This is a genomic window from Halosimplex carlsbadense 2-9-1, from assembly GCF_000337455.1.
GTDB classification, from domain to species: Archaea; Halobacteriota; Halobacteria; order Halobacteriales; family Haloarculaceae; genus Halosimplex; species Halosimplex carlsbadense.
In genome coordinates this window covers 49,801-75,987 of sequence record NZ_AOIU01000013.1, presented here as the reverse complement: position 1 = coordinate 75,987, position 26,187 = coordinate 49,801, and the positions used below count along the sequence as shown (strand labels likewise).

Below are 26,187 nucleotides of genomic sequence, written 5' to 3'. Positions count from 1 at the left end.
GTGCAGCCCCCGTCGATTCCCCCTCTCCCTCGGTCGGTGGTTCCCAACCATGTCAGCACGGGCGAATGCACTACACGTAATACTTTTCACTGTCGAATAGTGAATTCGGGAACGTTTCGTGAGGAATTACACCGGCGCGAGCGCCGGTCCCGACGGCGCTACTGGACGCCGACGGCCGACGCCGGTGTGAACTGTGCCAGCGCGACGACCAGCGGCGCGGCGTAGTCGATGGCGGGCTCGTTCGAGGCGTACGACGCCGTCTCGTCGAGGTAGCACTTGGCCGGCGGCGGGTCCTCGGTCGCGATCAACTCGTCGAGTGCCGGGTCACCGCCGTCGGCGTTGGGGCCGCCGACGAGATTTCCGGGGACGTTGACTCCGGTGCTCTCGACCGTCCGGCTGTGGGGGTTCTGCGGGGCGCGCTCGCCCGAGCCGGTGACGTACGAGCGGGCGGTCGGCGTCCGGCCGAGGACGTAGTGAACCTGGTCGAGCGCGGCGTCGACGTACGCCTCCCTGGCTTCGACCTCGTCGGCCAGCAGGAGCTTGACCCCCTGCGCGACGGCGAGTTTCGCCGACGCCCAGTAGTACTGGTCGGTCGACAGCGCGACGCGGTACCCCTCAGAGCGGACGCGCTCGACCAGCCGGTCGGCGTCGGCGACGAGCCGGTCGCCGACCGCCGACCGCCGCTCGGGGTCGGCCGCGTCGGCGGTGTAGTACGCCCAATGGCCCAGCAGGAGGGTGTTCGCCCACGAGACCGCCGGCGGCGTCGCCTCGAACTGCGCGGCGAGTTCGTCTTCCAGGTAGTCGGCGAACCGGGACTCGCCGGTCGTCTTCAGCAGCTCTGCCGCGGCCCAGAACCGCTCGGTCCGGTCGGTTTCCTTGGCGTAGCCGCCGGAGCCGTCGTTCTGACCGTCGTCCCGGCGGAAGACCGGGTCGGGGTTGGATTCGAGGTACGAGAAGGCGTCGCGGGCGTTGGCGAGCATCCGGTCGGCGAAGTCGGCGTCGAACTCGCGGTAGACGCGGGCGGCCATCGCCGACACGGCGGCGACCATCCCCGTCCCGTACGTCGAGAGCCCGAACACGTACCGGGGCTGGGTGTCCTCGCTCGGTCGGGTGTCCATCGACGGCCAGCTCCCGCCGGCGACCTTGTGATAGGCCGCGCCGTCCGGCCGCTGCATCCGTTCGAGCCATTCGAGCTCGAACTTCGCCTCCGCGAGCAGGTCCGGCAGCCCGGCCTCGCGCTCGGCCGTCGAGACGCCGTCGGGGAGCGCGAGCTGCCCCGAGTCGAAGCTGTCGGGATTCCGTTCGTAGGCCAGCAGCAACTGTGCGACCGTGACTGCTCCCGGCGTCACGTACTTTCCGTAGTCGCCGGCGTCGTACCAGCCGCCGCGGGCGTCGATCCGCTCGCCCTCGTCGTGGAACGAGTCGCCGAAGTACATGCGGGCCTCTCGGTCCTGGGGGTGGCCCGGCTCGTACGCCAGGTCGGTCACCGGGTCGTCGATCCGGGTGTTCGCCCGGCGGAGCGTGTACCGGCGACAGATCTCCGCCAGCGTCCGCCCGTAGACACCCTCGCCGATATCGAACTCGTGGGACGCGGCGGCGCCGTCGCCGGCCGTCACCCGGTAGGTCCCCGGATCGCGAACGTCGTCGAACGCCGCGTGGCGCACCGTGTCGCCCGAGGCATCGTCGTCAGTCGGCCCGGCAAGGTCGCCGCTGGCCACCGTCTCGCCGCTCTCGGCGTCAGTGACCGCGAACGTCGACGCGTCGGCCCGCACGACGGCCGTCTTCGGGTCGTCGGGGCGGTAGCCGACCTGATCGACGAGAACGGCCTCCCCCGGCTCCGTGGGGTCAGTATCGGTCCCGGACGCGTCCGTCTCCGCGGCGTCGGTCGTCGCGCCGGTACCCCCTCTGTCGCCGCGTCCGGACCCGGTCGACGCGTCGGCGCCCTCCGCGCCACTGTCGGCGCCGCTCGGCGTCGCCGTCGACCCGCTCTCGCCGGGACAGCCCGCGAGCGCGGCCGCACCCGACACGCCTGCGGCGAGCAGTGCCCGCCGCGACGCCCACCGTTCGCCGTCGTCTGCCATGACGAGGGCTGTTTCCGGAGGACCGACTAATAATTTGCCCACAGGATCGGTGAGAAATTTACAACGAGTTGTTGTGTAGCGAGGGTCCGACGGGTCCGGACGGGCGCACCAGGGAGTGAGAAGCGACCCCGCTCGTTCCGGGACCGTAGGGGGACGCGCCTGGACGGCCAGGGCAACGCTTTACTCCGGCGGGAAGCACGGGTGGGCATGGAGACGGATCGACTCCGCGAGGCGCTGGAGCGCGCGGGCCTGACGGAGTACCAGGCGGCCGTGTACCTCGGACTGCTGGACCAAGGGACGGCGCCGGTCGTCGACGTGGCCGAGCGGGCCGGCGTGCCCACCTCGCAGGTGTACGACGTGGTGCGGACCCTGGAGGACCGCGGGTTCGTCGAGACCGTCGAGCGGGACCGCCTGCACGCTCGTGCCGACGAACCCGGCGACGTACTCGACGAACTGCGCTCGACGGGGGAGCTGCTGGCGAGCGCCGCCGACGAGATCGAGGACCGCTGGGAGCGCCCCGACCCCAGCGAACACCGGGTCAGCGTCGTCAAACGTCGGCGGACGGTCGTCGAGAACGCCCGCGCAGCCATCGAGGACGCCGAGGTGTCCGTCGAGTTCGGCGGGAGCGCCGCACAGTTCGCCGACCTCCGCCCCGCCCTGGAGGCCGCCGCCGAGCGTGGCGTCGTCGTCCACGCCTCCGTCAACGGCCCCGTTGCTGACACGGACGTATCCGCCGAGACCCTCGCCGACAGCCCTATCACCGAAGTCCGCCACTCCCACTCGCCCGGCTCGTTCCTCACCGTCGTCGACCGCCGGCAGGGCTTCCTCTCGCCGAACGTCCACGGCGAAGAAGAGTACGGCGTCCAGGTCGGCGACGACCTGCTGACGTTCCTCTTTCACTGGTCGTTTCTCACCTGCGGATGGGTCCCCGCCGAGCCCCTCCACGTCGCCGAGCCCGACGAGACGGCCTACATCAGCATCGAGGAGTTCGTTCGCCACGCCGCCGTCTGCTGGAGCGACGGGGCTACGGTCGCCGTGGCCGTCCGCGGCCGGGACACCGACACCGGCGACCCCGTCGAAGTCCGCGGCGACCTGGTCGACATCCGGTTCGGCCCCGACAACGGCGCCGTCACCGACCCCTCCTACGACGAACTCGGCGGGACGGTCTCTATCGTCCTCGACACGGTCGAGGGCGACATCGAGGTCGGTGGCTGGGGAGCCGTCACCGAAGACGTGGAGGCCGAAGTCGTCCGCGTCGAAGGGATCTCGGAGTAGCCAACTGAGCGGACCGCCCGCGACCGTCGCGGCGGCCTCCCGTTCTCACTCCCGCGACCAGCGCAGCCCGACTGGCTCCTCGGGCACGGCCAGCGGACTCTCGGGCACGTCCGCGTGCGGTTCGGGGCTGTGGTAGGCGCTGGGCGCGATGTCGTTCGGTCCCTCGGAGTAGAACGTCGACGCGACGGCGTGGAGGTGCTCGCGCCCGACGCCGAGTTCGTACTGGCCGCCGCCGTACAGCGTGATATCTCGTTCCAGGCAGTACTCGATCGTGTCGAGCAGGTCCGAGACGGTGCCGAACCGCGAGGGCTTGATGTTGAGCCACGCCGGCTCGACCGGCAGGTCCTCGACGCTCGCCACGTCGACGATCGGGTAGTCCCAGGAGAGCCGGTCGGCGACGCCGTCGAGGACCTCGCGGGTCTCGTCGGTGAACTTCGTGTCTTCGAGGACGGCGTCGGGGAAGGCCTCGGCGACCTGCCGATAGCGCTCGGGGTCGGCGTCGGTGTCGACCTCCGTGCCCTCGTAGTAGCTCTTGAGGTCGAGGATGCGCACGCGGTCGGTCGCCGCCAGGTCGTCCATCAGCGCCGCCGTCCACGCGTCGGTCGGGTCGAGCTTGAACTCCATCTCGGGGTCGATGTCGAGCCACTCGTGGATCCGCTCGGCCGAGGGCTCGCCCTCCGTGTCGAGCCGCGTCGAGACGACGAACCGGACGGGGTCGTAACTGCGGTCGAGCGCGTCGGCGAAGGTCGTCTCGGCCTGCCGCAGGGCGAGATCCAGCGCCGCGCTCTCGACGGCCCACCGGCGGTAGTGGCGCGACACCTCGCGCTCGGGCGGCTCCGGGAACAGGTCGGCGTCGTCCAGCGCCGCCGAGAACTCGTCGAACGCGTACTCGCCGGCGAACTCCCAGTCGAGGTCGTCGCCTTCGTGGGCGTCGCGCAGGCGGTCGTGGTCCTCGGTGTCGTAGGCTACGTCCTCGCCGCGGCCGACCGCGCCGTCGGGACCGTGCAGTTCGACGACGGTCGTCACGCGCGTGAACCCGGCGGAGGTGTCCATCTCGTGGCGGTCCAGGTCGAACCCCTCGACCGCGAGAGGGAGATCCGCTATCCGCTCGTACAGGTCGCTCATACCGCTGCTTCGGGCGGGAGGCGGTTAACGCTGATTCAACCGGCAGGCGATTGCCACCGGCGCGAACGCCATACTCGACGGTCGGCCCGGAGAAGCAACGTTTAAACGCGGTGGCGAGGAAAGGCCGGTATGCCCAAGTTCGATCCCGCGGAACGGCGCGAGCTCGAGAAGCAGATCTGCATGCGCTGCAACGCCCGCAACTCCGTCGAGGCCGAGAGCTGCCGCAAGTGCGGCTACAAGAACCTCCGACGCAAGAGCAAAGAGCGCCGCAACGCGTAATCGGGATCTCTCTCTTTCGCTCTCTGTTCTCCGCCGCGTCAGCGACGCCACCGTTTCGGGTGGAACGCGTCCTCGCCCCTTGCTCGTCGAGCGGCCGCGCCGTCACTCGTCGGGGTACTTCGGTTCGCGCCGCTCGGCGCGTTCGAGCGACCGCTCGACGACCGCACGCACGTCGCCCTCGAAGACGCTCCCGTGGCCGCTGTACATGTGCTCGACGCCGTCGGGCATCCGTTCGAGGAGGTCCTCGATGGAGTCGATGAGCCGCTCGCGGGACTGGCCGGCCATGTCGGTGCGGCCGAAGCTCCCGTCGTCGAAGGCACCGTCGTCGTGGACGACCACGTCGCCCGAGAACAGCGAGGCGTCGGAGACCAGCGAGACGTGGTCGTCGGCGTGGCCCGGCGTGTAGACGACGTCGCAGGTCTCGTCGCCGACGGTCACGGTGTCGCCGTCGGCGAGTTCGTCGGTCCGGCGCGGGTGGTCGGCGTAGGCGTACACCGGGGCGTCGAAGGCGTCTAAGACGGTGTCGAGCTGGGAGACGTGGTCGCCGTGCTGGTGGGTGAGCACGACGCGGTCGAGGTCGTCGGTGTACTCGGTGATCACGTCGACGACGCCGGGCATCGCCCCCGCGTCGACCAGCGTCGGCGACTCGCCGAGCGCGAGGTAGGCGTTGCTCGTGAACGTCTCGGCGTCGGCGGTGACGTTGACGACTTCCATGTGTGCGTGGTCGGGTTCTGCCCGCTTTAGTGTGGTGTCGTTCGAGGAGTCTCCGCTCGCTGTGGTCTGCTCGTGACGACAGCGACCGCCTGACTCATTGGGACCACTCAACCTGCTGCGACCGCGAACAGCGTGAAAGCCCCGACACTGTCGGCTCGGGGGCCTCGTTGCGCTCCTCGGCCGCCGTCAGAGCAAGCTCTGACGACCCCTCACCCGGTCCGCTCACGAGGACTCCGGCCTGCGGTGCTTACGTCGTTCGCCGTCACGGCTCCAACTCCACGGACCCCGGAGAGGGTTTCGACCAACCACAGAGTCAAGCGTCGCCCGCGTGAGAATCGGACTCATGGGTCCCGAGTACGACTTCGACCTGGACGGGGAGCCGCGCACCCTCGACATCAGCGACCTCGAACGCGTCGAGCGGTACAGGGAGGCGGGCTACGGCGGCAGCGTCGCCGACGCGCTGTACAACGTCGGCGTCCGGCGGTTCGTCTTCGATCAGGACTTCTTCGGCGTCAACCGCGGCCAGACGCTGGCCGGGCGGGCGCTCCCGGTGAAACTGCACACCTACCCGAAGACCGACGAGGTCGAGGCATACCTGGAGGACAAGTGGGAGGCGGAGAACGACGGCGTCCACCCCCAGAAAGAGCTGATGCGGATCGTCGAGGCGAAAGACGACGGGACGGTCCTCTGTTTCGACACGGGCGGGGACATGCAGCCGGCGCACTTCGGCGAGATGTCCTGCACGCTGGCGAAGGCCCACGGCGCTCGCGGGATGCTCTGTGCCGGCAACGTCCGGGACACGCGCTACATCGCCGAGATGGACGAATTCCCGGTGTACACGCGGGGGACGACGCCCAACTGGCACGGCGGCTGGGAGATCATCGAGGTCGACCAGCCGATCCACGTGCCCGGCCACCTCTCGCACTACGTGACGATCCGTCCGGGCGACTTCGTCTTCGCCGACTTCGACGGGGCGCAGTTGATCCCCCGCGAGGTCGTCGACGAGGTGTTGCTGCGCGTCGAGGAGATCCACGAGGAGGAACAGACCGAACGCCGGAAGATCGAGGAGGGGATGCCGATCGACGAGGTGTACGAGGAGTACGGCGTGCTGTGAACGATCCGTCGGGCGAGCGAAGCGGATGATTTTTGATGGAGAGTGTCGTGGGCTATGGTATGTCGACACAGAGCGCTCGCGACGGGTCGGTCGACGGAGATGGAGGGATCCTCGGGCCCGTCCCCGTCTCGCTGGACCGGACGACGCGGCTCAGCTGGGAACTGGGCGACCGCGTGACGACCGGGGCGGACGCGACGCTGGCGGGCGAGTGGCGCTGTCGCTCGGCGCCGTGGGCGGTGGCCGCCTTCGACGTGACCGACCACACCGCCGTCGTCCGCGTCCGGACGCCGGTCGGCCGCGAACTGTTCTACGGCGTCGCCGACACCGACCTGGCGGTCGCCTGCGACGCCCTCGCCGCGGCGCCCGACTGGGACCGTCGGGACTGAACGGCTCCCAACGCGCGACTGCGCCGACGCTACGGCCCGCGAGCCCACCTGCGAAGCCCTGCCCAAGTCTTTTCGCCGTTTCGGCCGGTATCGGAGTATGGAGTACGTCACGACCGCGGGCGTCGACGTGCCGGCCCTGGGATTCGGTACCGCCCGGATGGACAGCCACGAGGAGCGCCGCCGCGCCGTCTCGGCGGCGCTCGACGCCGGCTACCGACACGTCGACACCGCCCAGATATACGGTAGCGAGCCCGCGGTCGGCGAGGCGGTCCGCGACTCGGCGGTCGACCGTGCGGACCTGTTTCTCACCACCAAACTCGCCGGGGACAACCGGGCGTACGACGACGCCGTCGCGTCGACTCGCGCGAGCCTCGACCGCCTCGACACCGACTACGTCGACCTGCTGTTGATCCACTCGCCGAACGACGACGTCCCCCACGCCGAGACGCTGCGGGCGATGAACGACCTCCGCGAGGACGGGCTGGTCCGCCACGTCGGCGTCTCGAACTTCTCCGTCGAACAGCTCCGCGAGGCGATGGACGCCTCCGAAGCGCCGATCCTCACGAATCAGGTGGAGTACCACGTCCGGGAGCGCCGCGACGACCTCCTGGGCCTGTGCGTCGAGGAGGGCGTGATGCTGACGGCCTACAGCCCGCTCGACGTGGGCGGGCTGGCCGACGACGGCGACCTCGCCGAGATCGGCGACCGCTACGGCAAGACCGCGAGCCAGGTCGCGCTCCGCTGGCTGGTCCAGCAGCCGATGGTCTCGGCGGTCCCGATGTCCTCGGACCCCGAACACGTCCGGTCGAACGTCGATGTCTTCGACTTCGAACTCACGGCCGAGGAAATGCGGCGGCTGTTCGAACGCGGCGGCCCGATCGACGCGATTCGGTCGACGCTCGGGCTCTGATCCGCGCCACCTCGCTCGCCCCGTTCAGTCGGCCTCGGCCGCGGCGGGCGCGCCGACCCGGCGGTCGAGGAAGTCGTCGAGCAGGCGGAACAGCCGGAGCTTCTGTGCCTGGTCGGAGGAGGCGTGGCCCTCCTCGCCGAGTTCCTCGTACTCGAAGTCCCCCTCCGTGCATTCGTCGTAGCCGGCGTCTTCGAGCGCCTCGCGGACGATCCGGGCCTGCGAGACGGGCACCCGCCGGTCGTTGACGCCGTGGACGATCAAAAGCGGCGCGTCGACGTTCTCGACGTGGGTGACCGGCGAGCGCTCCTCGTACAGCTCCGGGTTCTCGTCGGGCGTCCCGAGGTACTTCTCCATCAGCTCCGTCCTGTAGTGGGGCATCGTGTTCTCGTACATGTCTTCGAGGTCTGAGAGACCGATCCAGGCGACCCCCGCGTCGTACAGGTCGGGGTACTGGACGGACTGCCAGTAGGCGGAGTAGCCGCCGTAGGAGCCGCCGAAGACGACCACGCGGTCGTCGTCGATCCAGTCGCGGTCGGCGACGACGCGTTCGGCGGCGGTCGCCACGTCGCCCTGCTCGGCGCCGCCCCAGTCGTCGAGCAGGCGCTCTTTGAACTCGCGGCCCCGGCCGGTCGACCCGCGGTAGTTGACCTGCAGGACGGAGTAGCCCCGCATCGCGAGCACCTGCGTGTAGATGTCGAACGACTTCGCGTCGCGGGCCATCGGACCGCCGTGGGGGTTGACGATCAGCGGCGAGGGCCGCTCACCGGAGTCGTACAGCAGCGCGCCGATCTCCAGTTCGTCGTAGGGGTCGTGCTCGACGGCGCGCTGGGGCGTCTCGGGCACGCCGTCGGAGTCGACGGTGAGGTACTCGGCGTCGGCGAAGTCCGCGGGCTCGAAGGGGCCGTGGTCGGCGGCCAGCAGCGTCTCGTAACTGTCGTCGTCGAGGTCGTAGGCCAGCAGCTCCGTACGGCGGGTGGCGGTGGTGTGTTCGACGAGCACTCGACCGTCGCCGAGGTCGGCACTGGTGTAGGACCACCCGGTCGAGGCGACGCCCTCGGGGAGGTCGAGTTCGCGGCGCTCGCCGCTGTCGACGTCGTAGACGACGGGCATCGTCACGGCCTCGCGGTCGCGACTCGCCAGCACCCGCTCGCCGTCGACGAACGCGACGGCGCTCTCGTCGTAGCGCCCGTCGCCGAGCCACGTCACCTCGTCGGCCGCGAGGTCGTAGACGCCCGCCCGCCCCAGGTCGGGCGTGTTGTCGCTGACGAGCAGGCGCTCGCTCTCGGGGCCCCAGTCGGCGGGCCCGCACTCGGCGCCGACCTCGCCGAGTTCGAGATTGCGGGGGTTCGACCCGTCTCCGCCCGCCGGTGGCGGGCTTCCCGTGGAGCACTGCTCCACGCTGGCGATATAGGCGTCCTGGTTGTCGAAGTCGTCGGTCTCGTTGGTGGCGTAGGCGATGCGCTCGCCGTCCGGCGAGAGATGGGCGCCCCACACGGCGCGGTCGTAGTCGGTGAGCTTCGTCGTCTCGCCGGTCGCCAGGTCGCGGGCGTAGACGTTCATCTGGCCGTCCCGGGAGGAGCCGAAGACGATGCGGGAGCCGTCCTCGGCGACGCTCGTGAGCATGCACTGGCCGTCCATCTCGACGACCGGTTCGACGGCGCCGTCCCGGTCGATCGCGTAGATGTCGTTTTGCTCGTCGCCGTCCTCGTCGCGGTGGAAGAACACGCGGTCACCGTCGGCGCCCCACTTGAGGAACCAGCGGGCGTCCCGCGGCACCTCCCCGTCGGACCACTGGTCGAGGTCGCCCGTCTCGGTGTCCAGCACGTGGAGTTCGTTGCGACCGGTCGCGTCGTAGTACAGCGCAATCTCGTCGCCACCGGGCGATGCAGTGGGGTGGGCGGCCGTCGGTAGACCCGCGAGCGCTTCGAGCACGTCGACCTCGGCTGTCGGAGACATGGGTGTGCTGTCGTTCCATCGTCACTTCAGTGTTCGCAGAACTGGAGTCCAGTCGCGAATCCGAGCGGTCTCCGGTCGCTGTGGGCGCGAGGAGCGCCGCCCCCGAGCGGTCGCCGGCCCAACGGTTTTCGCGTGGGCACCGCAACCGCGGGCATGGCTCGCGACCTCGACGACGTGGACCGGGGGATCCTCCACGCGCTGCAGGAGAACGCCAGGGAGGCGACGGCCGCCGAGATGGCGGAAGCGGTGGGCGTCTCGGCCAGTACGGTCAGGAACCGGATCGACCGACTGGAGTCGGCCGGCGTGATCCGCGGGTATCGCCCCGAGATCGATTACGAACGGGCGGGCTTCCAGTTGCACGTCTTCGTCGTCTGTCGCGTGGCACCCGGCGACCGGTCGTCGCTGGCCGCGGAACTGCTGGAGCTGTCGGGCGTCGTCCGGGTTCGGGAGCTACTGACCGGGACCGAGAACCTCCACGTCGAGGCAGTCGCCACGGACTCCGCCGCCGTCGACGACCTCCTCGTGGATGTCGCCGGGCGGGGGATCGAGATCGTCAGCTCCGACATCGTCAACACGACTCACGTCCAGCCGTTCGATCACTTCGGCGCCGATGCGGAGTCCGACGGCTGAGCCCCCTCCGGTCGACGCGCGAACGTGTCCGCGACACGACCAGTCGAGCCTACGGGTCAGGCGAGGGCGAGAACTGCGGATTCCGCAGATATATCGGCTCTTCCTACAGAATCTTGCATACGCGCCGCCACGATTAAGCCGGTCGCTGCCGGACGGTCGCACGGTGATGGGTGAAATGCTGAGTACGAAAGTGAGCACGGAGATCGCGGCGCGGGAAGGCGTCGACCCGCTGCAACTGGACGAGCCGCTGTACGACGTGATAGATATCGGCGCGCTGGAACGCCTCGTCGAGACGGCGGGGGGACGCCAGGAGAGCGAGCTCGAGGTCGAGTTCACGTACTACGGCTACGACGTGGTCGTCGACGGGTCGGGAGCGGTGACCGTCACAGGGGGCCCGTCCGCTGCCGGCGACGCCGCCGGAGAGTCGGCCGACCAGCCGGCGACCGGGCGATAGCCGCGAGCGCTCTCAGGGTCGACCGCCGTGAGCGGCCGCGCCGCCGTCGCGTGGGGGAGTGAGTTCGGACTACTCCGCGGTTTCGACGCCGCGGATCTCGAAGCGCGCGCCGCCGGTCTCGCTCTCGACGAGGGCGACCGACCAGCCGTGGGCGTCGGCGATCTGTTCGACGATGGAGAGGCCGAAGCCGGTCCCCTCCGTCGCGGTCGAGTAGCCGCTGGAGAAGACGCGGTCCCGGTCGGCCTCGTCGATCCCCGGACCGTCGTCGGCGACGAAAAAGCCCGACCCGTCGTCGAGCCGGCCGACCCGGACGGTCACGGTCCCGGTCGAGCCGTGCTCGACGGCGTCGTCGGCCTGTGGCCGACTGCTCGTGGAACCGTGTTCCACGGCGTCCTCGCGAGCGTGCGAGCGAGGGCTTGTCGAGCCGTGCTCGACAGCGTTGGCGAGCAAGTTCTCCAGCAGCTGCTGGAGGCGGCTCCGGTCGGCGCGGACGGCCGCGTCGGTCTCGACGGCGACGGTCGCCTCGGGGGTTCGGAGGGTCCGCCAGCACGAGCGGGCTGTCGCGTCGAGGTCGACGGGCTCGATGTCGAGGACTGCCTTGCCCTCGCGGCCGAGCGTGAGCAGGTCCTCGATGAGCGCCTCCATGCGGTCGTGGGCGCGCTCGACGGCGTCGAGGTGGTCGCTGTCGCACTCCTCGCGGACGAAATCGAGCCGGGCCGTCGCGACCTGGAGGGGGTTGCGCAGGTCGTGGGAGACGATGCTGGCGAACTCGTCCAGCCGGTCGTTCTGTCGTTCGAGCTCCCGGCGGTGGCGGTGGGACTCCGCTTCGCGGGCGGCCCGGTCGAGGGCGGCCTCGACGGTGCTGGCGAAGATGTGTGCCAGCGACACGTCGACCTCGTCGAAGTCGGCCGGGTCGGTCGAACCGACGATCGCGACGCCGTACTCGCCCAGCGGCAGGAGAATCTCGCTCGACAGCGGCGTGTCGGGGTTGTAGCGGTCCGGTTCGTCGGCCAGGTGCTCGCAGACGATGATGTCTCCGCTTTGGAAGGCCTTCCAGGCGAGGCTGCCACCGCCCTCGCCGTCGAACGCGGGGATCTCGTCGAACAGCGCGGTGGCTGCCTCGGTCTGGACGACCGGGCGGAGCCGCTCGCCCGCGTCGTCGGCCAGCCAGGCCCCGTTGACGTCGCGGCCGAGAACGGACCGTGCGGTTTCGACGGCGTGTTCGGCGACGGTCTCCGGGTCCGGGGCGTCCATGAACCCCTCGATCGCGTCGGTGAGCGCCGCCAGCGCGTCCTCGCGGCGCTTGCGCTCTGTGATGTCCCGCGAGATGGCGAGATACCGGTCCGCTCCGCGGAGGTCGACCCGGACCAGATTGACCTCCACGGGAACCGTCGACCCGTCGGCCCGGCGATAGCGACTGTCGAACTTCCGGGACTCGCCGACCGCCATCCGGTCGAGCAGCGACCGCGCCGTCTCGGGGTCGATCGTCTCGTCGATCTCCCAGATTGCGGTCCCGAGCAACTCGCCTTGCTCGCGGTTCAGCACGTCGCAGAGCCGCGGGTTCGCGTCGGCGATCCGCCCATCGGGGTCGAGCACGTGGATCATGTCCGGGGAGTTGTCCACCAGCGCCTCCAGGCGGGCGCCGGTCGCCTCCAGTTCCCGCTCGCGCTCGCGGCGTTCGGTCACGTCGCGACCGATAGCGACGACGCCGTCCAGTTCGCCGTCGATATCCAGGCGCGCCAGCCGGTAGTCGACGATCGCTCGTCCGTGGCCGGGGAACCGCGCCTCGACCTCGCCGCGGAACGTCTGGCGCTCGCCCGCGACCAGCGCCCGGAACGGGTCACCGTCGGCTTCCGCCCGGATCTCCTCGACGAGCACGCTCTTGGTCCCCACCAGTTCCTCCGGGGCCGTCCCCATGAACTCCGCGAGGTGGTCGTTGACGACGGCGAAGCGGCCGTCGGCGTCGTAGATACACGCCGAGTGGGGCATCGCGTCGACCATGCTCCGGTAGCGTTCGAGCGTCTGCTCGCGCTCCTTGCGCTCGGTCACGTCGGTGATGAACCCCTCGATGCACTCGATATCGCCGCCGTCACCACTGATCGCCCGCCCGCGCTCCCACATCCACCGGATCTCGCCGTCGGCGGTCCAGATCCGGTAGGTGACTTCGAAGGGCTCTCGGCCGTTCAACGCCGACTGAGTCGCCTCCCACATCCGGTCGCGGTCGTCGGGGTGGAGCACGTCCTCCCCCCAGATCACATCGTCAGACACCAGCGTCGCGGCGTCGTAGCCGGTGATCTCTTCGCACTCGCCGGCGACGAACTCCATGGGCCAGTCGGGGTCGTTCTCGCAGCGGTAGACGATCCCTGGGAGGTTGCTGATCAACGTCTCCAGTCGACGGTTGCGATCGGAAAGCGCCCGCCGCGAGCGGGCTGCCGAGACGGCGTTGTCGATCCGGTTGGCCAGCAGCGCGTACTGGTCGGTCCCGGTCCCTTTCTGCAGGTAGTCCGTCACCCCCGCGGAGATGGCGTCGCTCGCCACCTCCTCGCTCCCTTTGCCCGTGTAGAGGACGAACGGGAGGTCGGGATGGTCGGCGCGGACGCGCTCGAGGAACTCGATCCCGTTCGTCCCGGGCATGTCGTAGTCGCTGACGACGCAGTCGACGCGCTCGGCGCCGAGCGTCTCCAGTCCCTCGTCCGGGCTCGTCGCCGTCACCACCTCGAACCGGTCGTCCTCGCGTTCGAGCGCCGACGCGACCAGCGCCGAGAGGTCCGGGTCGTCGTCGACGTGCAGGACGCGGATCGTCGTCGGTGTCGCGCTCATGGCTGGCCGGTCTACCCGGTGTTCGGGGACCCGGACCATAAGCCTGGGAGGTTCTTTCAGTTCGCGTGCCGGTCGGTCACCCGTTACCGCCCGCCGCGTCGGCGGCCCCGTGAGCGCGCTCGACGGCCCGCCGGAGTCGGTCGCCCCCGGCGGCGTGAACTAGATGCGCGTCGCAGTCGCAGTCCGAGGCACCGAACCCCGCGACGCGCTCGATGTCGTCCCCCTCAGCGAGCGTTCGACTGACCGCACACTCCACGTCGGCGTCGGCCGTCCGGACGACCGCCGCGACGCCGGCGTCGGAGTGGCCCAGCAGGTAGTCGATGTGCCAGTGGCGGGCGTCGCGCTCACCGGCGGCCAGCTCGCGGTGGCGCTCGACGCGGGCGAACCCGCCGGGCCCGAACGCGCTCCCGGTGTAGGCGTAGGCGCCCGCCGCGAACTCGACCTCGCCCAGCGCTCCCACCTCGATCGTCGCCGGCTCGGCCAGTTCGACGACCAGCGTGTACGTCCCCTCGGTCATCGCCGCCCACTCGGGCGGCCGCCGGCAAGTGCCTGGCGGGTTCCGGCGGGGACCCGTTCCGGGAGCGACGCTCGCTCGCCGGTCCGACTGCTGGTGCGACCGGACCTGACTGTCAGAATCAGTGAAGCGGTCACCCGAGCGCGTAGGCGAGCACGTAGACCACCGCGGACCCGATCATCAGGAACACCATGATGAGCGCCATGATCTGCTGACGGTCCAGTTCGAGGGGGTTCATATCCGGTCGTTGTCGCCGGCACGGTTAGGGTTTTCGCGCCCGGGCCGAGTGCGGTGTCGACGGCCCGAACCGGTCCCGCAACCGAAGCGGTCCGGTGGGTGACAACTTTAATCAGAGACCGATTCGAAGCGACAGTATGGACCGATCGAACGGCCGCGAGCGGCTCGCGTCGGTCGGCGGAACGCTGCTCGGCTACGGACTGCTCGGGCTGGGCATCGCGATGGCGGGCCTCACCGCTTACCAGCTGCTGTTCGCCGCCGGGCGGACGCTCGAAACGCCGGTCAGCGTCGGCCCGCAGGCGGGCGTCGGCCTGGCGCTCGGCGTCGCGGGCTATCTCCTGCTCGGTCGGACGCTCGACGCGGACGCCGACCCGGACGAACCGGACGTTCGGCCGTCCGAGTCCCGGGCCGCCGACGCCTACCAGTTCGACACGTGAGCCGCGCACCGTCCCGGGGTCGGCGGCTCGTCTCGCTCCTGGTGATCCTCGCCGGGCTCGCCCTGACGGTCGGCGGCGTCGCAGTGGCGACCGAGACCGCGCTCGAGCTGCTGCTGCTGGCTTCGGGGCGATCGCTCGGGGTCCCCGGGCCGAGTGTCCGGCACGGGGCCGTCGGGGTCGCCGCCGCCGTCGCCGGCTACACGCTCCTTTCGGCTGGCGGCGGCCGGGACGACCCCGACGCCGCCGCGGACGACGGCGACGCGACCACGGGGACCACCCGCGCCCGGGGTCCGTGATTCGCCAGGCGGGGTGGCCGAGTTCGAGCGCGACGGGCTTGTCTCGCCGGTCGTTCCCGCTCGTCGTCCCGGAACCCCGCCTCGTGAAAAAGATTATCAACCGACAGGTCGAATCATCGATATGGTATCCCGACCCGTGTCGAACGAACGGCTCGTCTCCGTCGTGGGCACCGTCGTCGCGCTCGCGCTGCTTCTGGTCGGTGGCGCCGTGACGGCCGAGGTCGCCTTCGAAATCGCGATCGCCGACGGACCGGTAGTGGGGGCGCCGGACGTCGGCATCCGGCGGGGCGCGGTCGGCTTCGTCGCCTTCCTCGGCGGCTGTCTCGTCCTCCGGACCGTCGCCAGCCGGGACGCCTCCCCGCCCTCGGAGGACGAGAAGCAGGACTCCGACACCCCCAACAGGCTCATCGGGGACTGGTAGCAGCCCGATATCGGCACCGACTCCCACCGCGTCGTCCGGCTTCATCTTCTCGTGACCGATCCGTCCGGTAGCGACCGCTGTCGCACCCGCAACCGGTCGGACCACCAATGTTTATAATCCAGTGGTATAACCTAGTAATCGATGTCGACGCAACTGCAACGCGCCAGGGAGGGAACGGTCACGGCGGCGATGGAGCGGGTCGCCGAACGGGAGCAACGCGACCCCGAGTTCGTCCGCGAGCAGGTCGCCGAGGGGCAGGCAGTGATCCCGTCGAACCACGGCCACAAGTCGCTCGATCCCATGATCATCGGTCGCGAGTTCGGGACGAAGGTCAACGCCAACATCGGCGCGAGCGAGACGACGAGCGATCTGGAGGACGAACTGGAGAAGCTCCACACGGCCGTCCACTACGGCGCCGACACGGTGATGGATCTCTCGACCGGCGGCGACCTCGACGAGATCCGCGAGGCGAACGTCGAGTACTCGCCGGTGCCCGTCGGGACGGTGCCCATCTACGAGGCGGTCACGCGAGTCGACGACGTGGCCGATCTGACCCACGAACTCCTGCTCGACGTGATCGAGAGCCAGGCCGAACAGGGCGTCGACTACATGACCATCCACGCGGGCGTGCGGATGGAGCACCTCCCGCTGACCGACGGCCGCAAGACCGGCATCGTCTCGCGGGGCGGCTCCATCCTCGCCCAGTGGATCGAAGAGAACGGGATGGAGAACCCCCTCTACACCAAGTTCGAGGAGATCTGCGAGATCTTCGCCGAACACGACGTGACCTTCAGCCTCGGCGACGGTCTCCGGCCGGGGTGCCTCGCGGACGCCAGCGACGAGGCCCAATACGCCGAACTCGACACGCTCGGCGAGCTGACCCGGACCGCGTGGGACCACGGCGTCCAGGTCATGGTCGAGGGGCCGGGCCACGTGCCGATGGACGAGGTGGCCGACAACGTCGAGCGCCAGCAGGATGTCTGCGACGGCGCGCCCTTTTACGTCCTCGGCCCGCTCGTGACCGACGTAGCGCCGGGTTACGACCACATCACCAGCGCTATCGGCGCGACCGAGGCCGGCCGCGCGGGCGCGGCGATGCTCTGTTACGTCACACCCAAGGAACACCTCGGGCTGCCCGACGCCGAGGACGTGCGCGAGGGGCTGGCCGCCTACCGCATCGCCGCCCACGCCGCGGACGTGGCGAACGGCCGCCCCGGTGCCCGCGACTGGGACGACGCCCTCTCGGAGGCCCGCTACGAATTCGACTGGCGCCGGCAGTTCGAACTCGCGCTCGACCCCGAGCGCGCCCGCGACTACCACGACCAGACGCTCCCCGGCGACAACTACAAGGAAGCGCGCTTCTGCTCGATGTGCGGCGTCGACTTCTGCTCGATGCGCATCGACCAGGACGCCCGCGAGGCCGCCGAGGAGGGCGAGGGAACCATGGAGGCCATCGACGACGAGACCGACCTGGAGGGCTCGCCCGCCGCCGAGGTCAACCGCCCGCCGGTCGGCGACCACGACGGCTCGGACGTGCCCGACCTCCCGAAGTTCGTCGACCCCTACGGCCACGAGGAACCCGCTGACGACTGAAGACGACCGGTCCCGACAACTTCAAACACCGAGTTAGTTGTCGCGAGTGCTACGGGTCTATTTGGACCTCCGCGCCCGAGTGATCGTATGGGATCTGATACCACGGAGGGTCCGCAGTGACCGACGGCGGACCGACCCGCGATGTCTTCCTGCCGGTCGCCGCCCAGCCCTCGATCGACACCCTCGTCGACTTCGCCCGCGAGGCCGAGGGTCTGGGCTACGAGCGGGCCTGGGTGCCCGAGACCTGGGGTCGCGACGCCGTGACGACGCTGACGGCCATCGCCGAGCGCACCGAGGACATCGGGATCGGCACCTCCATCGCGAACGTCTACTCGCGGTCGCCGGCGCTGATCGGCCAGACCGCTGCCACGCTCCAGGAGGTCTCCGACGGGCGCCTGCGCGTCGGGCTCGGCCCGAGCGGTCCCGCCGTCGTCGAGGGATGGCACGGCGTCGAGTACGGGAACCCGCTCCGGCGAACCCGCGAGACTATCGATATCGTCCGTCTCGTGCTCTCGGGCGACCCCGTCGAGTACGACGGCGATATCTTCCAGCTCTCGGGGCTGCGTCTCCGCTGTGATCCACCGGATACGCTTCCGGGGATCGACGCCGCGGGGATGGGACCCAAATCCGTGGAGCTGGCGGGGCGGTTCGCCGACGGCTGGCACGCGCTGATGCTGACGCGGGAGGGCCTGCGCGACCGGCTGGCGGACCTCCGTCGGGGCGCCGAACTCGGGGACCGCGATCCCGAATCGTTGCGCGTGACGCTCTCGCTGCCGTGTATCGCGCTGGACGAGCGCGAGCGCGCCCGGGAGCTGGCCCGGAACCACCTCGCGTTCTACGTCGGCGCCATGGGGACCTTCTACCGCGAGGCCCTCGAACGGCAGGGCTACGAGGACGAGGCGATCGAGATCGCGAGCGAGTGGGCCAACGGGAACCAGGAGGCCGCGCTGGCCGCGATCTCGGACGAACTGCTCGACGACCTGGGGATCGCCGGGACGCCCGACGAGTGCCGGGAGCGCTACGCCGACTGGGAGTCGATCGACGGCGTCGACGCCGTTTCGGTGTCGTTCCCACGGGGTGCCGAGCCCGACGAAATTTCGGCGACGATGCGGGCACTGGCGCCGGAGTGAGTGTCTGGCCGAGGAAGTCACCGCCGTGCGCCCCGCTGTCGGTATCAGACGCCGAAATCGGGACCTGTCGCTTATGACGGATAGCGAGAAACGGTCGGGCAAGCAGCGATGTTCGGAGACGCGGAGGACGGGGCGAGAGAGGACCGGGAGCGCGGCGTGACGTCCGTGCTCTCGGTCGTCCTGCTGGTCGCGGTGACGCTCGTGGTGTCGATGGTGCTCGTCGTCGGCGCGCTGACCTTCCTGCCGAGCGACGGCGAGGAGTCGGTCCGTCCGGGGGCGGATTTCGGTATCGAACGCGACGACGGGGCCGTCGTCGTCGACCCCCAGTACATGGAGGAGGGCGTCCCGTTCACGCTCCTCGTCAACGGCCGCGAGGCGTACTCGTGGGACGGGGGGAACACCGAGGAGGCGCGGCGGCTGCGCTGTCTGAACGAGGGCGACACCGTCCGGGTACGCGCCGACGCGGGCGACGACCGCACGTACCTGATCGAGGACCACGACGTGCGGGCGCCGACGGCGTGCGACTTCTCCGGCTCGGCCGCCCGGTTCGCCTACGCCCAGGTGGGGAGCCGACAGGTTCCGCTCGCCGACGAGGGCTACGAGTTCACGCTGGCCATCGACCCCGACGGCCCGAACAGCGTCGTCGGCGACACCGACTTCCCGACGACGAACCCCTGGGTGTACGTCGAGCGCTACGACCGGACCCTCGAAGGGGTCGGGTCGCCCGTCTACGTCGTCGTCTTCCCCGACAACGTCGGGAGCGTCACCGACTGGCGCTCGCCGCCATCGGACGACGAGCGCGCCGAGATGGCAGACGCCTTCGAGGTCGACGGTGACGAAGTACGAGTGACTCCGGGCGCCGTCGAACCGACCGACGACGTGTACATGCTGTTCGAGCCCGGCTGTTCGGAGAGCCGGTTCAAGTTCCTCCGGATGGACGGCGGGTACAACAACCAGATCCTGATCGACGGGACCGAACTGTTCCGCACCGACGACGCCGCCGCCGGCCAGATCTACACCGGCCCCGGCGTCGACTGTACCTGACCGACGGGTCGCGAACGGCGGCGTCCGCTACTCACTCCGGGTCGTCGGGGAAGACTTTCCCGGGGTTCAGGACCCCCTCGGGGTCCAGCGCGTCCTTGATCGACCGCATCGCCGCGACCGCCGCCGCGCCGTGTTCGCGCTCCATGAACTGCCGCTTGCCGAGGCCGACACCGTGTTCGCCGGTCGCCGTCCCCCCGAGGTCGATGGCCGCCTCGACGACCGCCGCGTAGGCCGCCTCGCCGCGCTCGACCATCGCCTCGTCGTCGGGGTCGACGAGGATCTCGTAGTGGAGGTTGCCGTCGCCCGCGTGACCGTAGCAGGCCATCGGCAGGTCGCGCTCGTCGGCCTCGGCGCGGGCGCGGCGGACGATCTCCGGGAACGACCCGATCGGGACGGTCACGTCGCCGGGATGCAGCGGCCGCAGGCCCGCACGGTACTCGTCGAGCGCGTAGGCCATCTCGCGGCGGAGTTCCCACAGCTGGGCCATCTCCTCGTCGGCGGCGATCTCGAAAGAGAGCGGGTCGTAGTCGGCGAACACCGTCCGGCAGAACTCGATCTCCTCGTCGATCCCGTGGTCGGCGTGGAACTCGACGAAGACCATCGGCGCGTCCGGGAGGTCGGTGCCGACGTACTCGTTTGCGACCTCGGCCGCGAACGACCCCATCAGCTCGATCTTCGCCACGTCGACGCCCGACTGGACGGCGTCGGCGATGGCGCCCGCCGCGTCGTCGAACGTCTCGAACACCGCCCGGCCGCCCCGGACCTGCTGGGGCCGGCCCGCCAGCTGGAGCGTCGCCCGCGTGACCACGGCCAGCGTCCCCTCGCTGCCGACGAGCAGGTCCTTGAGATTGTAGCCGGCCGAGGACTTGACGGCCTCGCTTCCGGCTGTCACGACCGTGCCGTCGGCGAGTACGGCTTCGAGTTCGAGCACCCAGTCGGCGACGACGCCGTACTTCACCGCCTGCATCCCGCTGGCGTCGGTCGCGATCATTCCGCCGACCGTCGAGATGTCGCCCGACGACGGCAGCGGCGGGAACGCCAATCCGTGCTCGGCGGCGGCCTCGTCGACCGCGGTCCCCAGCACGCCCGGCTCCACGTCGATCTGGAGGTCGTCGGACCGAACGTCCAGTACGGCGTCCATTCGGGTCGTATCCATGCTGATGCCTTCGTGGGCAGGAACGGCGTTGCCCTCCAGACCGGTGCCCGCGGCGTAGGGGGTGACGGGGATCCCCCGTTCGTGGGCGCCGGCGAGGACGGCCGACACCTCCTCGGTGCTCGTCGGCCAGACGACGGCGTCGGGGCGAACCTCGTCCTCGGGGTGGGTGCCCCAGTCGCCGGCGTGCTCGTCGCGGGCGTACTCGTCTGTCGACACCCGGTCGGCGCCGACGGCGTCGCGCAGGAAGTCGAGGTCGGTCATGGCCGAGGTGCGGGCCCGCGGGGGCTTAGCTCCGTCGGCGCCGGTCTGTAAGCCCTGTCGCGTCCGCGAGCGGTCGGACGGTCGCCAAAGAGTTACGGGTGGACGGGGCGAACCGGCGTCCGAGACGATGGACGTGACCCGAGCGCTTCTCGGAGACACGACCGCTCGCGGCCGACGCTGGCTGATCGGCGGTCTGCTGTCCGGCACCGCGTGTTCCGCACTTGCCGGGGTAGCACTGCCGAATCCCGGGATACCGCGGTACGTCGGCGTTACCGCTCAGTGTCTTCTGGTCGCGACTTCGGTCGCGCTGCTGGCGCTGGGCTTCGGCGTCGGCGTCGTCCTCCTCGCCGACTTCGCGCTGCTGTTCCCGGCGTACTACGTCCGGGCACAGGCGGCCGGGGCCGGGTTCAGGACACCGGTCGAACAGGCGCTCCCGCAGGCAGCCACGGACGCCGCGCTGGTCGGTGTCGTCGGGCTCGGTGTCTGGCTCGCCGCGCGTCGGGCCGTCGATACCGATGGAACCCACGGCCTGGCGCGACGGCCCCGTTCGGAGTAGCGTTCGCGGGGCCGCTCCGCCGCTCGCTGTTTGCCGGCTCAGCAGTCCACGCCGGGCACGCGCTCGGCGAGGAACGCCCGGTGTTCGGCCGCGCGCTCGTCGCGCTCGGCGGGCGTCGCGTCCTCGTACCACAGCGCCAGACACGCCATCGCGTCCAGTCGGTCGGTCAGCCGATACACGGCCATCCGCTCCAGCGTCGCCTCGTCGAACGTCCAGTCCTCGCGACCTTCGGCGTAGGCCGACCGGAAGATGTCTCGCAGGGTCGCCACCCGCTCGGAGTCGTCGCGGACGGGCTTCAGCAGCGAGAACTCCACTTTCGCGAGGTTGTAGGCGGGGTCGGCCGCCGAGAGGTTCGCCCAGTCGAGCACCGCCTTCGTCTCCCCCGTCTCGGGGTCGAGCAGGAGGTTCCCGTAGCGGTAGTCCCAGTGGTTGTACGTCGGCGGGCCCGGTTCGGGGAGGGCTGGGATCACGTCGCGCAGGTGCTCGCGGACGGCCGGAACGAGGTCGGCGAACCGCTCGGGGTCGTCGGCCAGTTCCGGGAAGTACCCGCCGTCGGTGAGTCGGTCGAGCGTCCCCTCGGCGTCTTCGAGAAGTCGCTCGCGGAAGTCGTCGGCCCGCGGGTGTTCGTCGGTGTCCAGCACCGTCAGCTCCCCGTCGGCGACGCCGACGCTCCCCACCGCCGGCAGCGGCCCCAGCTCGTGTAACTCGGCGAGGTTCCGGCCGGCGTCGCGAACCACTCGCTCGCGGGCTGCCGGGGAGAGCGACTCGGGGTCGTCCTCCAGGTTCGTCCCGTCGACGTGTTCGGCGAGGTAGAACGGGGCCGGAAAGTCGTCGTGGTCGTCGCAGTAGCCGAAGACCGCCGGGACCGGGATACTCGTCTCCCGGCCGACGAGTTCGAACAGCCGCGGCTCCGACCGAGCGATCGGCGGGTCGACCAGGTCGGCGGTCGTGGCCTTCAGGACGACCGTCCGGGGGGCGTCCGGCGTCCGAACGGCGAGCGTCGCCACGAAGTCGGTCCCGTGTGGGCTCCGCTCGATCGACGCGACGGTCCAGTCGGGCCGGAGGGCGGCGACCATCCCGCGGACCGCCTCGTCGGACACCTCTCGGTCGGTCGGCGAGACGGGATCGGGAGGCACACCGTCACTCGTCCGAGGAGCGACAGAAGGCTTGCGGTCGATCGACGGATGGGAGCACACGACACGGATCGGCGCGGTCGGTCGAGCGCGCTACGGCGCGAGCGTGAGCGACCCGGCGTCGAGGCTCACCTCGTAGTAGCCGTGTGGGTCCCACGACAGCTCTCCGCCGTTCTGCAACAGAGTGCCGCCGTCGACGGTCACCCGAACGTGCTGGTCGGCGGGGAACGCGTCGGGGAGCGACCAGTTCCACGTCGTCTCCCCGCCTGACTCGGTCCGCTCGGCTTCCGAGAGGATCTGCCCGCCGCGCCAGTAGGCGCCGATGTTCGCGACCGTGTCGACCCACACGTCGCCCAGCCCGGTCGCGTGGTCGACGCTGTCGGTGATCGCGTCGATATCGACCGGCGCGTACCACTGCTGGTCGGTCGGCAGGATCGAGTGAAAGAGGAGAATCTGCCACTCGCCCGCGGAGCGCGCGCCGTCGATCAGCTCGGTGAACGTCTCGGCGGTGTCTCCCTCCCGGGCCATGTAGCACGGCAAATCGTAGGGGTCGGCCCCGTCGCCGGGCGCGACCGCCCCGCCGCCGACGCCGCGGTTGAGGAACAGATCCCCCGATTCCGCGTGGTCGGCCCACCCGTCGTCACCGAACGGCGCGGCCATCGTCCACACGTCCGGCTGGGCGGTCGCCTCCGTGATGTACGTCGAACAGCGCTCGATCTCCGCGGCGGGGGAGTCGAGGGGGTCGCCGAAGCTACTCCCGGAGAGGTCCGCGTACGGGTGGCTCGTCGTGTGGTTGCCGATCTCGTGGCCGTCGGCCGCCGCCCGCTTCCAGGTCGCATCGGCCCCCTCGAAGTCGACCTGTTCGGAGAGGTAGAACGTCATGTTGGCGCCCGTCGACTGCAGCGCGTCGTAGTGCTCGGCGTGGGAAGGTTGGCCGTCGTCGAAGGTGTAGGAGACGGCGCCCGAGAAGCCCGCCCAGTCGAGGACTTCGAGGCCGCCCGCTTCACCGTCGGGCCGCGCGACCGCCGCCGTGTCCGGCGTCGGCAGCGATCCGGCCAGCGCGTCGCCCGGTCGCGACGTCGGGTCCGGTCCCGCGGTCGACGAGTCGGTCGCCGGTTCCGCCGACTCGGTGGCCGGCCGCTGGGTGGCGGTTGTCGACCCACCGGTCTCTGTCGTCTCGCCGTCACCCGCGCCCGCTGGCGTCGCAGTGCCGTCCGAGCCACCGCTCCCACAGCCGGCCAGCGCCGAGAGCCCCACCGACCCGAGGAGACCGACGAACCCGCGACGACAGACGGTGCGACACGACCGATCGCCCTCCGAATCAACCATGTCCCTGTCACTGGAGCAGGGATCATTAAGGATTTCGAACCGCCGCATATCGGCTGAATACGACGGTGAGGCGGCGATCCGTTCCGGAAGGCCGGACGGTGTCTCCCGAACGACCAGGGTTGCCCCGTCGCGTTCGGGAGAGTCGAACTCGACGGGGTGAGAGCGGGCGCTCCGACCGGCGTGGCGAACGGGGACGGCGGGTCGTCGTTCGCCGGTCGGGCGCGGACTCACACCGGCAGCGCCGACTCGTCGATGCCCTCGCGTCGGCCGTCGAGGACGGCGAACCGTTCGCCACGGCGAATCTCCAGCCACCGAAGCAGTCGCTCGGCCCAGACGAGCTTGCGGGCCTTCATCGGACCCACGTCCGGGTCGTCGAAGTCCCAGCCCGCGAAGACGAGTTGGGCGGCGCCGCAGTGGTCGGCGAGGAAGGCCGCGCGGTCGCCGTCGGTGAACCCGCCCGTGTCGACAACGGGCCCGGCGGGCGCGGCCTGCGTCGTCGGCAGGACCCACTCGACGGCCAGCCGCGGCACCCGCTCGCGCAGCGCCGGGCGGTTGTCGCCGTGGGCGTGGACCGCGACGGGCGTCCCCTCGACGGTCAGCTCGCGGGCCACGTCGCTCCGTTCGTCCAGGTCGGTGACCATGCAGTCGACGCCCAGGCCGGCCTCGCGTACTGCGGCGGCCGCGTCGGAAGCCGCGACGACGCTGTCGGCCCCCCGGACGACGTCCAGTTCGTCGCCGAGCGACGGCCCCGCGCCGACGATTGCAACCGTCTCACCGTCGAAATCGAGGTCCGCGACCGCGAGCGGTCCCTCGCGGTCGCCGTCGCTCCCCGACGGATCGGCACCGGCGTCTGACGCGGGCGCACCTCGGTCGAGGTCGTCCTCTCCCCGGGCGGTTCCGTCGCTGACGAGATCGACGAGCAGGTCGCGGGCCCGTTCGTCGCCGTCCCGGTCGAACCCCATATCGGCCAGGATAGCGGCGTAGACGGGGTCCCAGTCGTGAAATTCCATAGCCGTATCTACCCGAGTTGCGCCCCAATAAACCGGATTAGCCGAAATGGCACGTACAAGGTACCCCTACCCAGGTGCCCTTTCGGCCGTCACCAACCCGTTTTGGCGCATCCGGTATAAGTTTTCTCACCTGTCACCCTGGCCGTCGCCCGGCAGCGTCCCGGCGAGCGCCCGTGGCACGTCGGTTCTGGTCGCCAGGTCGGCCAGCGCACCGGCCGACCCCCACAAAAACCCCTCCTCGTCGCCGGCGACGAACCGGCAGTCCGTCGCGGCCGCGGCCGACCGCAGCGCCTCGCGGGCGGACTCGTCGAGGCCCCCGACGGCGTAGAGGCGGCCGACCGCCGCGGCGGGGTCGGCCGCGACGCCCGCTCGCTCGAAGTGGCGCGCGGCCTCTCCCGGCGTCGTTACGTCGAGTTCCTCGGCGCTGAGTTCACCGTCGCCACCGGCGCTCCGGGCTCGCTCTCCGGCGAACGCGTCGCCGACGAGCGCGGCGTCGCGCGTCTCGCTCACGTCGTGGGTACGGATCACGTGGGCGCCGCGCTCGACGGCCATCGACGTGGCGGCGAGGCTGACCGGCAGCGCGCCCTCCGTCGAGCGGTCGGCCAGCGATCTGAGGAACGTCTTGCGGTTGATCGAGACGAGCGTCGGGGCGCCGAGCCCGCGGAACTCCCGCAGCCGCCGGAAGGTGTCGCGGTCGTCCTCGATGGTCTGGTCCTCGGACCACCGGCCGAAGGCGGGGTCGACGATGGTCTTGTCGGTCAGGCCGTTCTGTTGCAGCGCCTCGTACACCTGGTCGACGTAGTCGGCCCCTTCGGCCCATTCGGCCGAGCGGCGCTCGGCCCACGGCGTCGCCCGCACGGCCCCGGGTTTCGTGATATCGGGCGGGCTCGCCATCTTGGCGACGGCCACGTCGTACTCGCGGCAGACCGCCGGCATCTCCGGGTCGGCGAAGCCCGCGATGTCGTTAACCATGTCGAAGCCCCTGTCGAGGGCGGCCTCGGCCACCTCGGCGTAGCGCGTCTCGATGCTCCAGACGGCGTCGCCCGATGTCGATTCGAGGGTCTCGACCGCGGTGTCGAGCCGGTCGAGTTCCTGGGCGGCCGAGAGCACGTCGAACTTCTTGTTGGCCGACTCCAGTCCCACGTCGACGATGTCGGCCCCTTCGTCGATCAGTTCGTCGTCGACGTACCCCGCGGCCTCGCCGGGGTCGTCGAAGACGCTCGGGTCGTAGGGCGACTCCTCGCTGACGTTGAGTACGCCCATGATTCGCGGCGGATGGTCGTCCCCGATCCCCAGGCCCGCGGCGTCGACGTTTTGCATGCGCGG

At 70.3% G+C, this 26,187-nt stretch carries 25 protein-coding genes; 14 read left to right on the top strand and 11 right to left on the bottom strand.

Features of this window, described 5'->3' with window-relative positions; translation table 11 throughout:
- Nucleotides 1–158: 158 nt before the first annotated feature.
- A complete protein-coding gene (locus tag C475_RS06020) occupies nucleotides 159–2,081 on the bottom strand; it encodes a glycoside hydrolase family 9 protein (protein ID WP_006882897.1) in 1,923 nt (640 codons plus the stop codon).
- 207 nt (nucleotides 2,082–2,288) lie between these two features.
- Here C475_RS06020 and C475_RS06015 point away from each other — a divergent pair, with 207 nt between their 5' ends.
- Nucleotides 2,289–3,356: a TrmB family transcriptional regulator gene (locus C475_RS06015; protein WP_006882896.1), complete on the top strand. Its 1,068-nt coding sequence runs from the start codon at nucleotides 2,289–2,291 to the stop codon at nucleotides 3,354–3,356.
- Nucleotides 3,357–3,401: 45 nt separating this feature from the next.
- Here C475_RS06015 and C475_RS06010 read toward each other — a convergent pair whose 3' ends face one another.
- Nucleotides 3,402–4,481 carry an enolase-like domain-containing protein gene (locus C475_RS06010; protein ID WP_006882895.1) on the bottom strand — a complete coding sequence of 360 codons (1,080 nt, stop codon included), beginning with the start codon at nucleotides 4,479–4,481 and terminating at the stop codon, nucleotides 3,402–3,404.
- A 129-nt stretch (nucleotides 4,482–4,610) separates the two neighbouring features.
- On the opposite strand from C475_RS06010, the gene C475_RS06005 reads away from it, so the two are divergent.
- Complete coding sequence (locus tag C475_RS06005) at nucleotides 4,611–4,760, top strand: 50S ribosomal protein L40e (protein WP_006882894.1); 150 nt, start codon at nucleotides 4,611–4,613, stop codon at nucleotides 4,758–4,760.
- A gap of 102 nt (nucleotides 4,761–4,862) precedes the next feature.
- Here C475_RS06005 and C475_RS06000 read toward each other — a convergent pair whose 3' ends face one another.
- Nucleotides 4,863–5,474 carry an MBL fold metallo-hydrolase gene (locus C475_RS06000; RefSeq protein WP_006882893.1) on the bottom strand — a complete coding sequence of 204 codons (612 nt, stop codon included), beginning with the start codon at nucleotides 5,472–5,474 and terminating at the stop codon, nucleotides 4,863–4,865.
- A 343-nt stretch (nucleotides 5,475–5,817) separates the two neighbouring features.
- On the opposite strand from C475_RS06000, the gene C475_RS05995 reads away from it, so the two are divergent.
- The 3 genes from C475_RS05995 (at nucleotide 5,818) to C475_RS05985 (ending at nucleotide 7,884) form a co-directional block, all read left to right on the top strand.
- Nucleotides 5,818–6,588, top strand: a complete 771-nt coding sequence (locus tag C475_RS05995) for an RraA family protein (protein WP_006882892.1) — start codon at nucleotides 5,818–5,820, stop codon at nucleotides 6,586–6,588.
- A gap of 59 nt (nucleotides 6,589–6,647) precedes the next feature.
- A complete protein-coding gene (locus C475_RS05990) occupies nucleotides 6,648–6,974 on the top strand; it encodes a hypothetical protein (protein WP_006882891.1) in 327 nt (108 codons plus the stop codon).
- Nucleotides 6,975–7,071: 97 nt separating this feature from the next.
- On the top strand, nucleotides 7,072–7,884 hold the full coding sequence (locus C475_RS05985) for an aldo/keto reductase (protein ID WP_006882890.1): 813 nt from the start codon (nucleotides 7,072–7,074) through the stop codon (nucleotides 7,882–7,884).
- A 24-nt stretch (nucleotides 7,885–7,908) separates the two neighbouring features.
- Here C475_RS05985 and C475_RS05980 read toward each other — a convergent pair whose 3' ends face one another.
- Nucleotides 7,909–9,840 (bottom strand): S9 family peptidase, encoded by a 1,932-nt coding sequence (locus tag C475_RS05980; RefSeq protein ID WP_006882889.1) that lies wholly within the window; start codon nucleotides 9,838–9,840, stop codon nucleotides 7,909–7,911.
- Nucleotides 9,841–9,993: 153 nt separating this feature from the next.
- On the opposite strand from C475_RS05980, the gene C475_RS05975 reads away from it, so the two are divergent.
- Nucleotides 9,994–10,470 (top strand): Lrp/AsnC family transcriptional regulator, encoded by a 477-nt coding sequence (locus C475_RS05975; RefSeq protein WP_006882888.1) that lies wholly within the window; start codon nucleotides 9,994–9,996, stop codon nucleotides 10,468–10,470.
- A gap of 166 nt (nucleotides 10,471–10,636) precedes the next feature.
- Nucleotides 10,637–10,924, top strand: coding sequence for a HalOD1 output domain-containing protein (locus C475_RS05970; RefSeq protein WP_082223259.1), 288 nt, complete (start codon nucleotides 10,637–10,639; stop codon nucleotides 10,922–10,924).
- A gap of 69 nt (nucleotides 10,925–10,993) precedes the next feature.
- On the opposite strand, the gene C475_RS05965 is transcribed toward C475_RS05970, so the two are convergent.
- Both C475_RS05965 and C475_RS05960 read right to left on the bottom strand, forming a co-directional pair.
- Nucleotides 10,994–13,744 carry a hybrid sensor histidine kinase/response regulator gene (locus C475_RS05965; protein WP_006882886.1) on the bottom strand — a complete coding sequence of 917 codons (2,751 nt, stop codon included), beginning with the start codon at nucleotides 13,742–13,744 and terminating at the stop codon, nucleotides 10,994–10,996.
- Nucleotides 13,745–13,820: 76 nt separating this feature from the next.
- Nucleotides 13,821–14,261, bottom strand: coding sequence for a GIY-YIG nuclease family protein (locus tag C475_RS05960; RefSeq protein WP_006882885.1), 441 nt, complete (start codon nucleotides 14,259–14,261; stop codon nucleotides 13,821–13,823).
- A 371-nt stretch (nucleotides 14,262–14,632) separates the two neighbouring features.
- On the opposite strand from C475_RS05960, the gene C475_RS05955 reads away from it, so the two are divergent.
- The 6 genes from C475_RS05955 (at nucleotide 14,633) to C475_RS05930 (ending at nucleotide 19,416) form a co-directional block, all read left to right on the top strand.
- Entirely contained in the window at nucleotides 14,633–14,932 is a 300-nt protein-coding gene (locus tag C475_RS05955) for a hypothetical protein (protein ID WP_006882884.1), read from the top strand.
- Complete coding sequence (locus C475_RS05950) at nucleotides 14,929–15,228, top strand: hypothetical protein (protein WP_006882883.1); 300 nt, start codon at nucleotides 14,929–14,931, stop codon at nucleotides 15,226–15,228. Before C475_RS05955 ends, C475_RS05950 begins: the two co-directional genes overlap by 4 nt.
- A gap of 121 nt (nucleotides 15,229–15,349) precedes the next feature.
- Nucleotides 15,350–15,649 carry a hypothetical protein gene (locus tag C475_RS05945; protein ID WP_006882882.1) on the top strand — a complete coding sequence of 100 codons (300 nt, stop codon included), beginning with the start codon at nucleotides 15,350–15,352 and terminating at the stop codon, nucleotides 15,647–15,649.
- Between the two features lie 141 nt (nucleotides 15,650–15,790).
- Nucleotides 15,791–17,242: a phosphomethylpyrimidine synthase ThiC gene (gene thiC, locus C475_RS05940; protein WP_049930174.1), complete on the top strand. Its 1,452-nt coding sequence runs from the start codon at nucleotides 15,791–15,793 to the stop codon at nucleotides 17,240–17,242.
- A 116-nt stretch (nucleotides 17,243–17,358) separates the two neighbouring features.
- The gene (locus tag C475_RS05935) at nucleotides 17,359–18,372 is read left to right on the top strand and encodes a TIGR04024 family LLM class F420-dependent oxidoreductase (RefSeq protein ID WP_006882880.1); all 1,014 of its coding nucleotides are present in this window, start codon (nucleotides 17,359–17,361) and stop codon (nucleotides 18,370–18,372) included.
- Between the two features lie 108 nt (nucleotides 18,373–18,480).
- Nucleotides 18,481–19,416 (top strand): archaellin/type IV pilin N-terminal domain-containing protein, encoded by a 936-nt coding sequence (locus tag C475_RS05930; protein ID WP_006882879.1) that lies wholly within the window; start codon nucleotides 18,481–18,483, stop codon nucleotides 19,414–19,416.
- Nucleotides 19,417–19,447: 31 nt separating this feature from the next.
- On the opposite strand, the gene C475_RS05925 is transcribed toward C475_RS05930, so the two are convergent.
- A complete protein-coding gene (locus tag C475_RS05925; protein ID WP_006882878.1) occupies nucleotides 19,448–20,833 on the bottom strand; it encodes an FAD-binding oxidoreductase in 1,386 nt (461 codons plus the stop codon).
- Between the two features lie 127 nt (nucleotides 20,834–20,960).
- On the opposite strand from C475_RS05925, the gene C475_RS05920 reads away from it, so the two are divergent.
- A complete protein-coding gene (locus C475_RS05920; RefSeq protein ID WP_006882877.1) occupies nucleotides 20,961–21,389 on the top strand; it encodes a hypothetical protein in 429 nt (142 codons plus the stop codon).
- A 38-nt stretch (nucleotides 21,390–21,427) separates the two neighbouring features.
- On the opposite strand, the gene C475_RS05915 is transcribed toward C475_RS05920, so the two are convergent.
- From C475_RS05915 to folP, 4 genes are all read right to left on the bottom strand, one after another.
- Nucleotides 21,428–22,525: a phosphotransferase family protein gene (locus C475_RS05915; protein ID WP_006882876.1), complete on the bottom strand. Its 1,098-nt coding sequence runs from the start codon at nucleotides 22,523–22,525 to the stop codon at nucleotides 21,428–21,430.
- Nucleotides 22,526–22,615: 90 nt separating this feature from the next.
- Nucleotides 22,616–23,851 (bottom strand): polysaccharide deacetylase family protein, encoded by a 1,236-nt coding sequence (locus tag C475_RS05910; protein WP_006882875.1) that lies wholly within the window; start codon nucleotides 23,849–23,851, stop codon nucleotides 22,616–22,618.
- Nucleotides 23,852–24,078: 227 nt separating this feature from the next.
- A complete protein-coding gene (locus C475_RS05905) occupies nucleotides 24,079–24,861 on the bottom strand; it encodes a 6-hydroxymethylpterin diphosphokinase MptE-like protein (RefSeq protein ID WP_006882874.1) in 783 nt (260 codons plus the stop codon).
- A 126-nt stretch (nucleotides 24,862–24,987) separates the two neighbouring features.
- Nucleotides 24,988–26,181: a dihydropteroate synthase gene (gene folP / locus C475_RS05900; protein ID WP_006882873.1), complete on the bottom strand. Its 1,194-nt coding sequence runs from the start codon at nucleotides 26,179–26,181 to the stop codon at nucleotides 24,988–24,990.
- Between the last annotated feature and the right edge of the window lie 6 nt (nucleotides 26,182–26,187).

Excerpts from the sequence above, each read along its gene's own strand:
- C475_RS06020 (WP_006882897.1), bottom strand. The coding sequence starts at position 2,081 with ATGGCAGACGACGGCGAACGGTGGGCGTCGCGGCGGGCACTGCTCGCC.
- C475_RS06015 (WP_006882896.1), top strand. The coding sequence starts at position 2,289 with ATGGAGACGGATCGACTCCGCGAGGCGCTGGAGCGCGCGGGCCTGACG.
- C475_RS06010 (WP_006882895.1), bottom strand. The coding sequence starts at position 4,481 with ATGAGCGACCTGTACGAGCGGATAGCGGATCTCCCTCTCGCGGTCGAG.
- C475_RS06005 (WP_006882894.1), top strand. The coding sequence starts at position 4,611 with ATGCCCAAGTTCGATCCCGCGGAACGGCGCGAGCTCGAGAAGCAGATC.
- C475_RS06000 (WP_006882893.1), bottom strand. The coding sequence starts at position 5,474 with ATGGAAGTCGTCAACGTCACCGCCGACGCCGAGACGTTCACGAGCAAC.
- C475_RS05995 (WP_006882892.1), top strand. The coding sequence starts at position 5,818 with ATGGGTCCCGAGTACGACTTCGACCTGGACGGGGAGCCGCGCACCCTC.
- C475_RS05990 (WP_006882891.1), top strand. The coding sequence starts at position 6,648 with ATGTCGACACAGAGCGCTCGCGACGGGTCGGTCGACGGAGATGGAGGG.
- C475_RS05985 (WP_006882890.1), top strand. The coding sequence starts at position 7,072 with ATGGAGTACGTCACGACCGCGGGCGTCGACGTGCCGGCCCTGGGATTC.
- C475_RS05980 (WP_006882889.1), bottom strand. The coding sequence starts at position 9,840 with ATGTCTCCGACAGCCGAGGTCGACGTGCTCGAAGCGCTCGCGGGTCTA.
- C475_RS05975 (WP_006882888.1), top strand. The coding sequence starts at position 9,994 with ATGGCTCGCGACCTCGACGACGTGGACCGGGGGATCCTCCACGCGCTG.
- C475_RS05970 (WP_082223259.1), top strand. The coding sequence starts at position 10,637 with ATGGGTGAAATGCTGAGTACGAAAGTGAGCACGGAGATCGCGGCGCGG.
- C475_RS05965 (WP_006882886.1), bottom strand. The coding sequence starts at position 13,744 with ATGAGCGCGACACCGACGACGATCCGCGTCCTGCACGTCGACGACGAC.
- C475_RS05960 (WP_006882885.1), bottom strand. The coding sequence starts at position 14,261 with ATGACCGAGGGGACGTACACGCTGGTCGTCGAACTGGCCGAGCCGGCG.
- C475_RS05955 (WP_006882884.1), top strand. The coding sequence starts at position 14,633 with ATGGACCGATCGAACGGCCGCGAGCGGCTCGCGTCGGTCGGCGGAACG.
- C475_RS05945 (WP_006882882.1), top strand. The coding sequence starts at position 15,350 with ATGGTATCCCGACCCGTGTCGAACGAACGGCTCGTCTCCGTCGTGGGC.
- thiC (WP_049930174.1), top strand. The coding sequence starts at position 15,791 with ATGTCGACGCAACTGCAACGCGCCAGGGAGGGAACGGTCACGGCGGCG.
- C475_RS05930 (WP_006882879.1), top strand. The coding sequence starts at position 18,481 with ATGTTCGGAGACGCGGAGGACGGGGCGAGAGAGGACCGGGAGCGCGGC.
- C475_RS05925 (WP_006882878.1), bottom strand. The coding sequence starts at position 20,833 with ATGACCGACCTCGACTTCCTGCGCGACGCCGTCGGCGCCGACCGGGTG.
- C475_RS05920 (WP_006882877.1), top strand. The coding sequence starts at position 20,961 with ATGGACGTGACCCGAGCGCTTCTCGGAGACACGACCGCTCGCGGCCGA.
- C475_RS05910 (WP_006882875.1), bottom strand. The coding sequence starts at position 23,851 with ATGGTTGATTCGGAGGGCGATCGGTCGTGTCGCACCGTCTGTCGTCGC.
- C475_RS05905 (WP_006882874.1), bottom strand. The coding sequence starts at position 24,861 with ATGGAATTTCACGACTGGGACCCCGTCTACGCCGCTATCCTGGCCGAT.
- folP (WP_006882873.1), bottom strand. The coding sequence starts at position 26,181 with ATGCAAAACGTCGACGCCGCGGGCCTGGGGATCGGGGACGACCATCCG.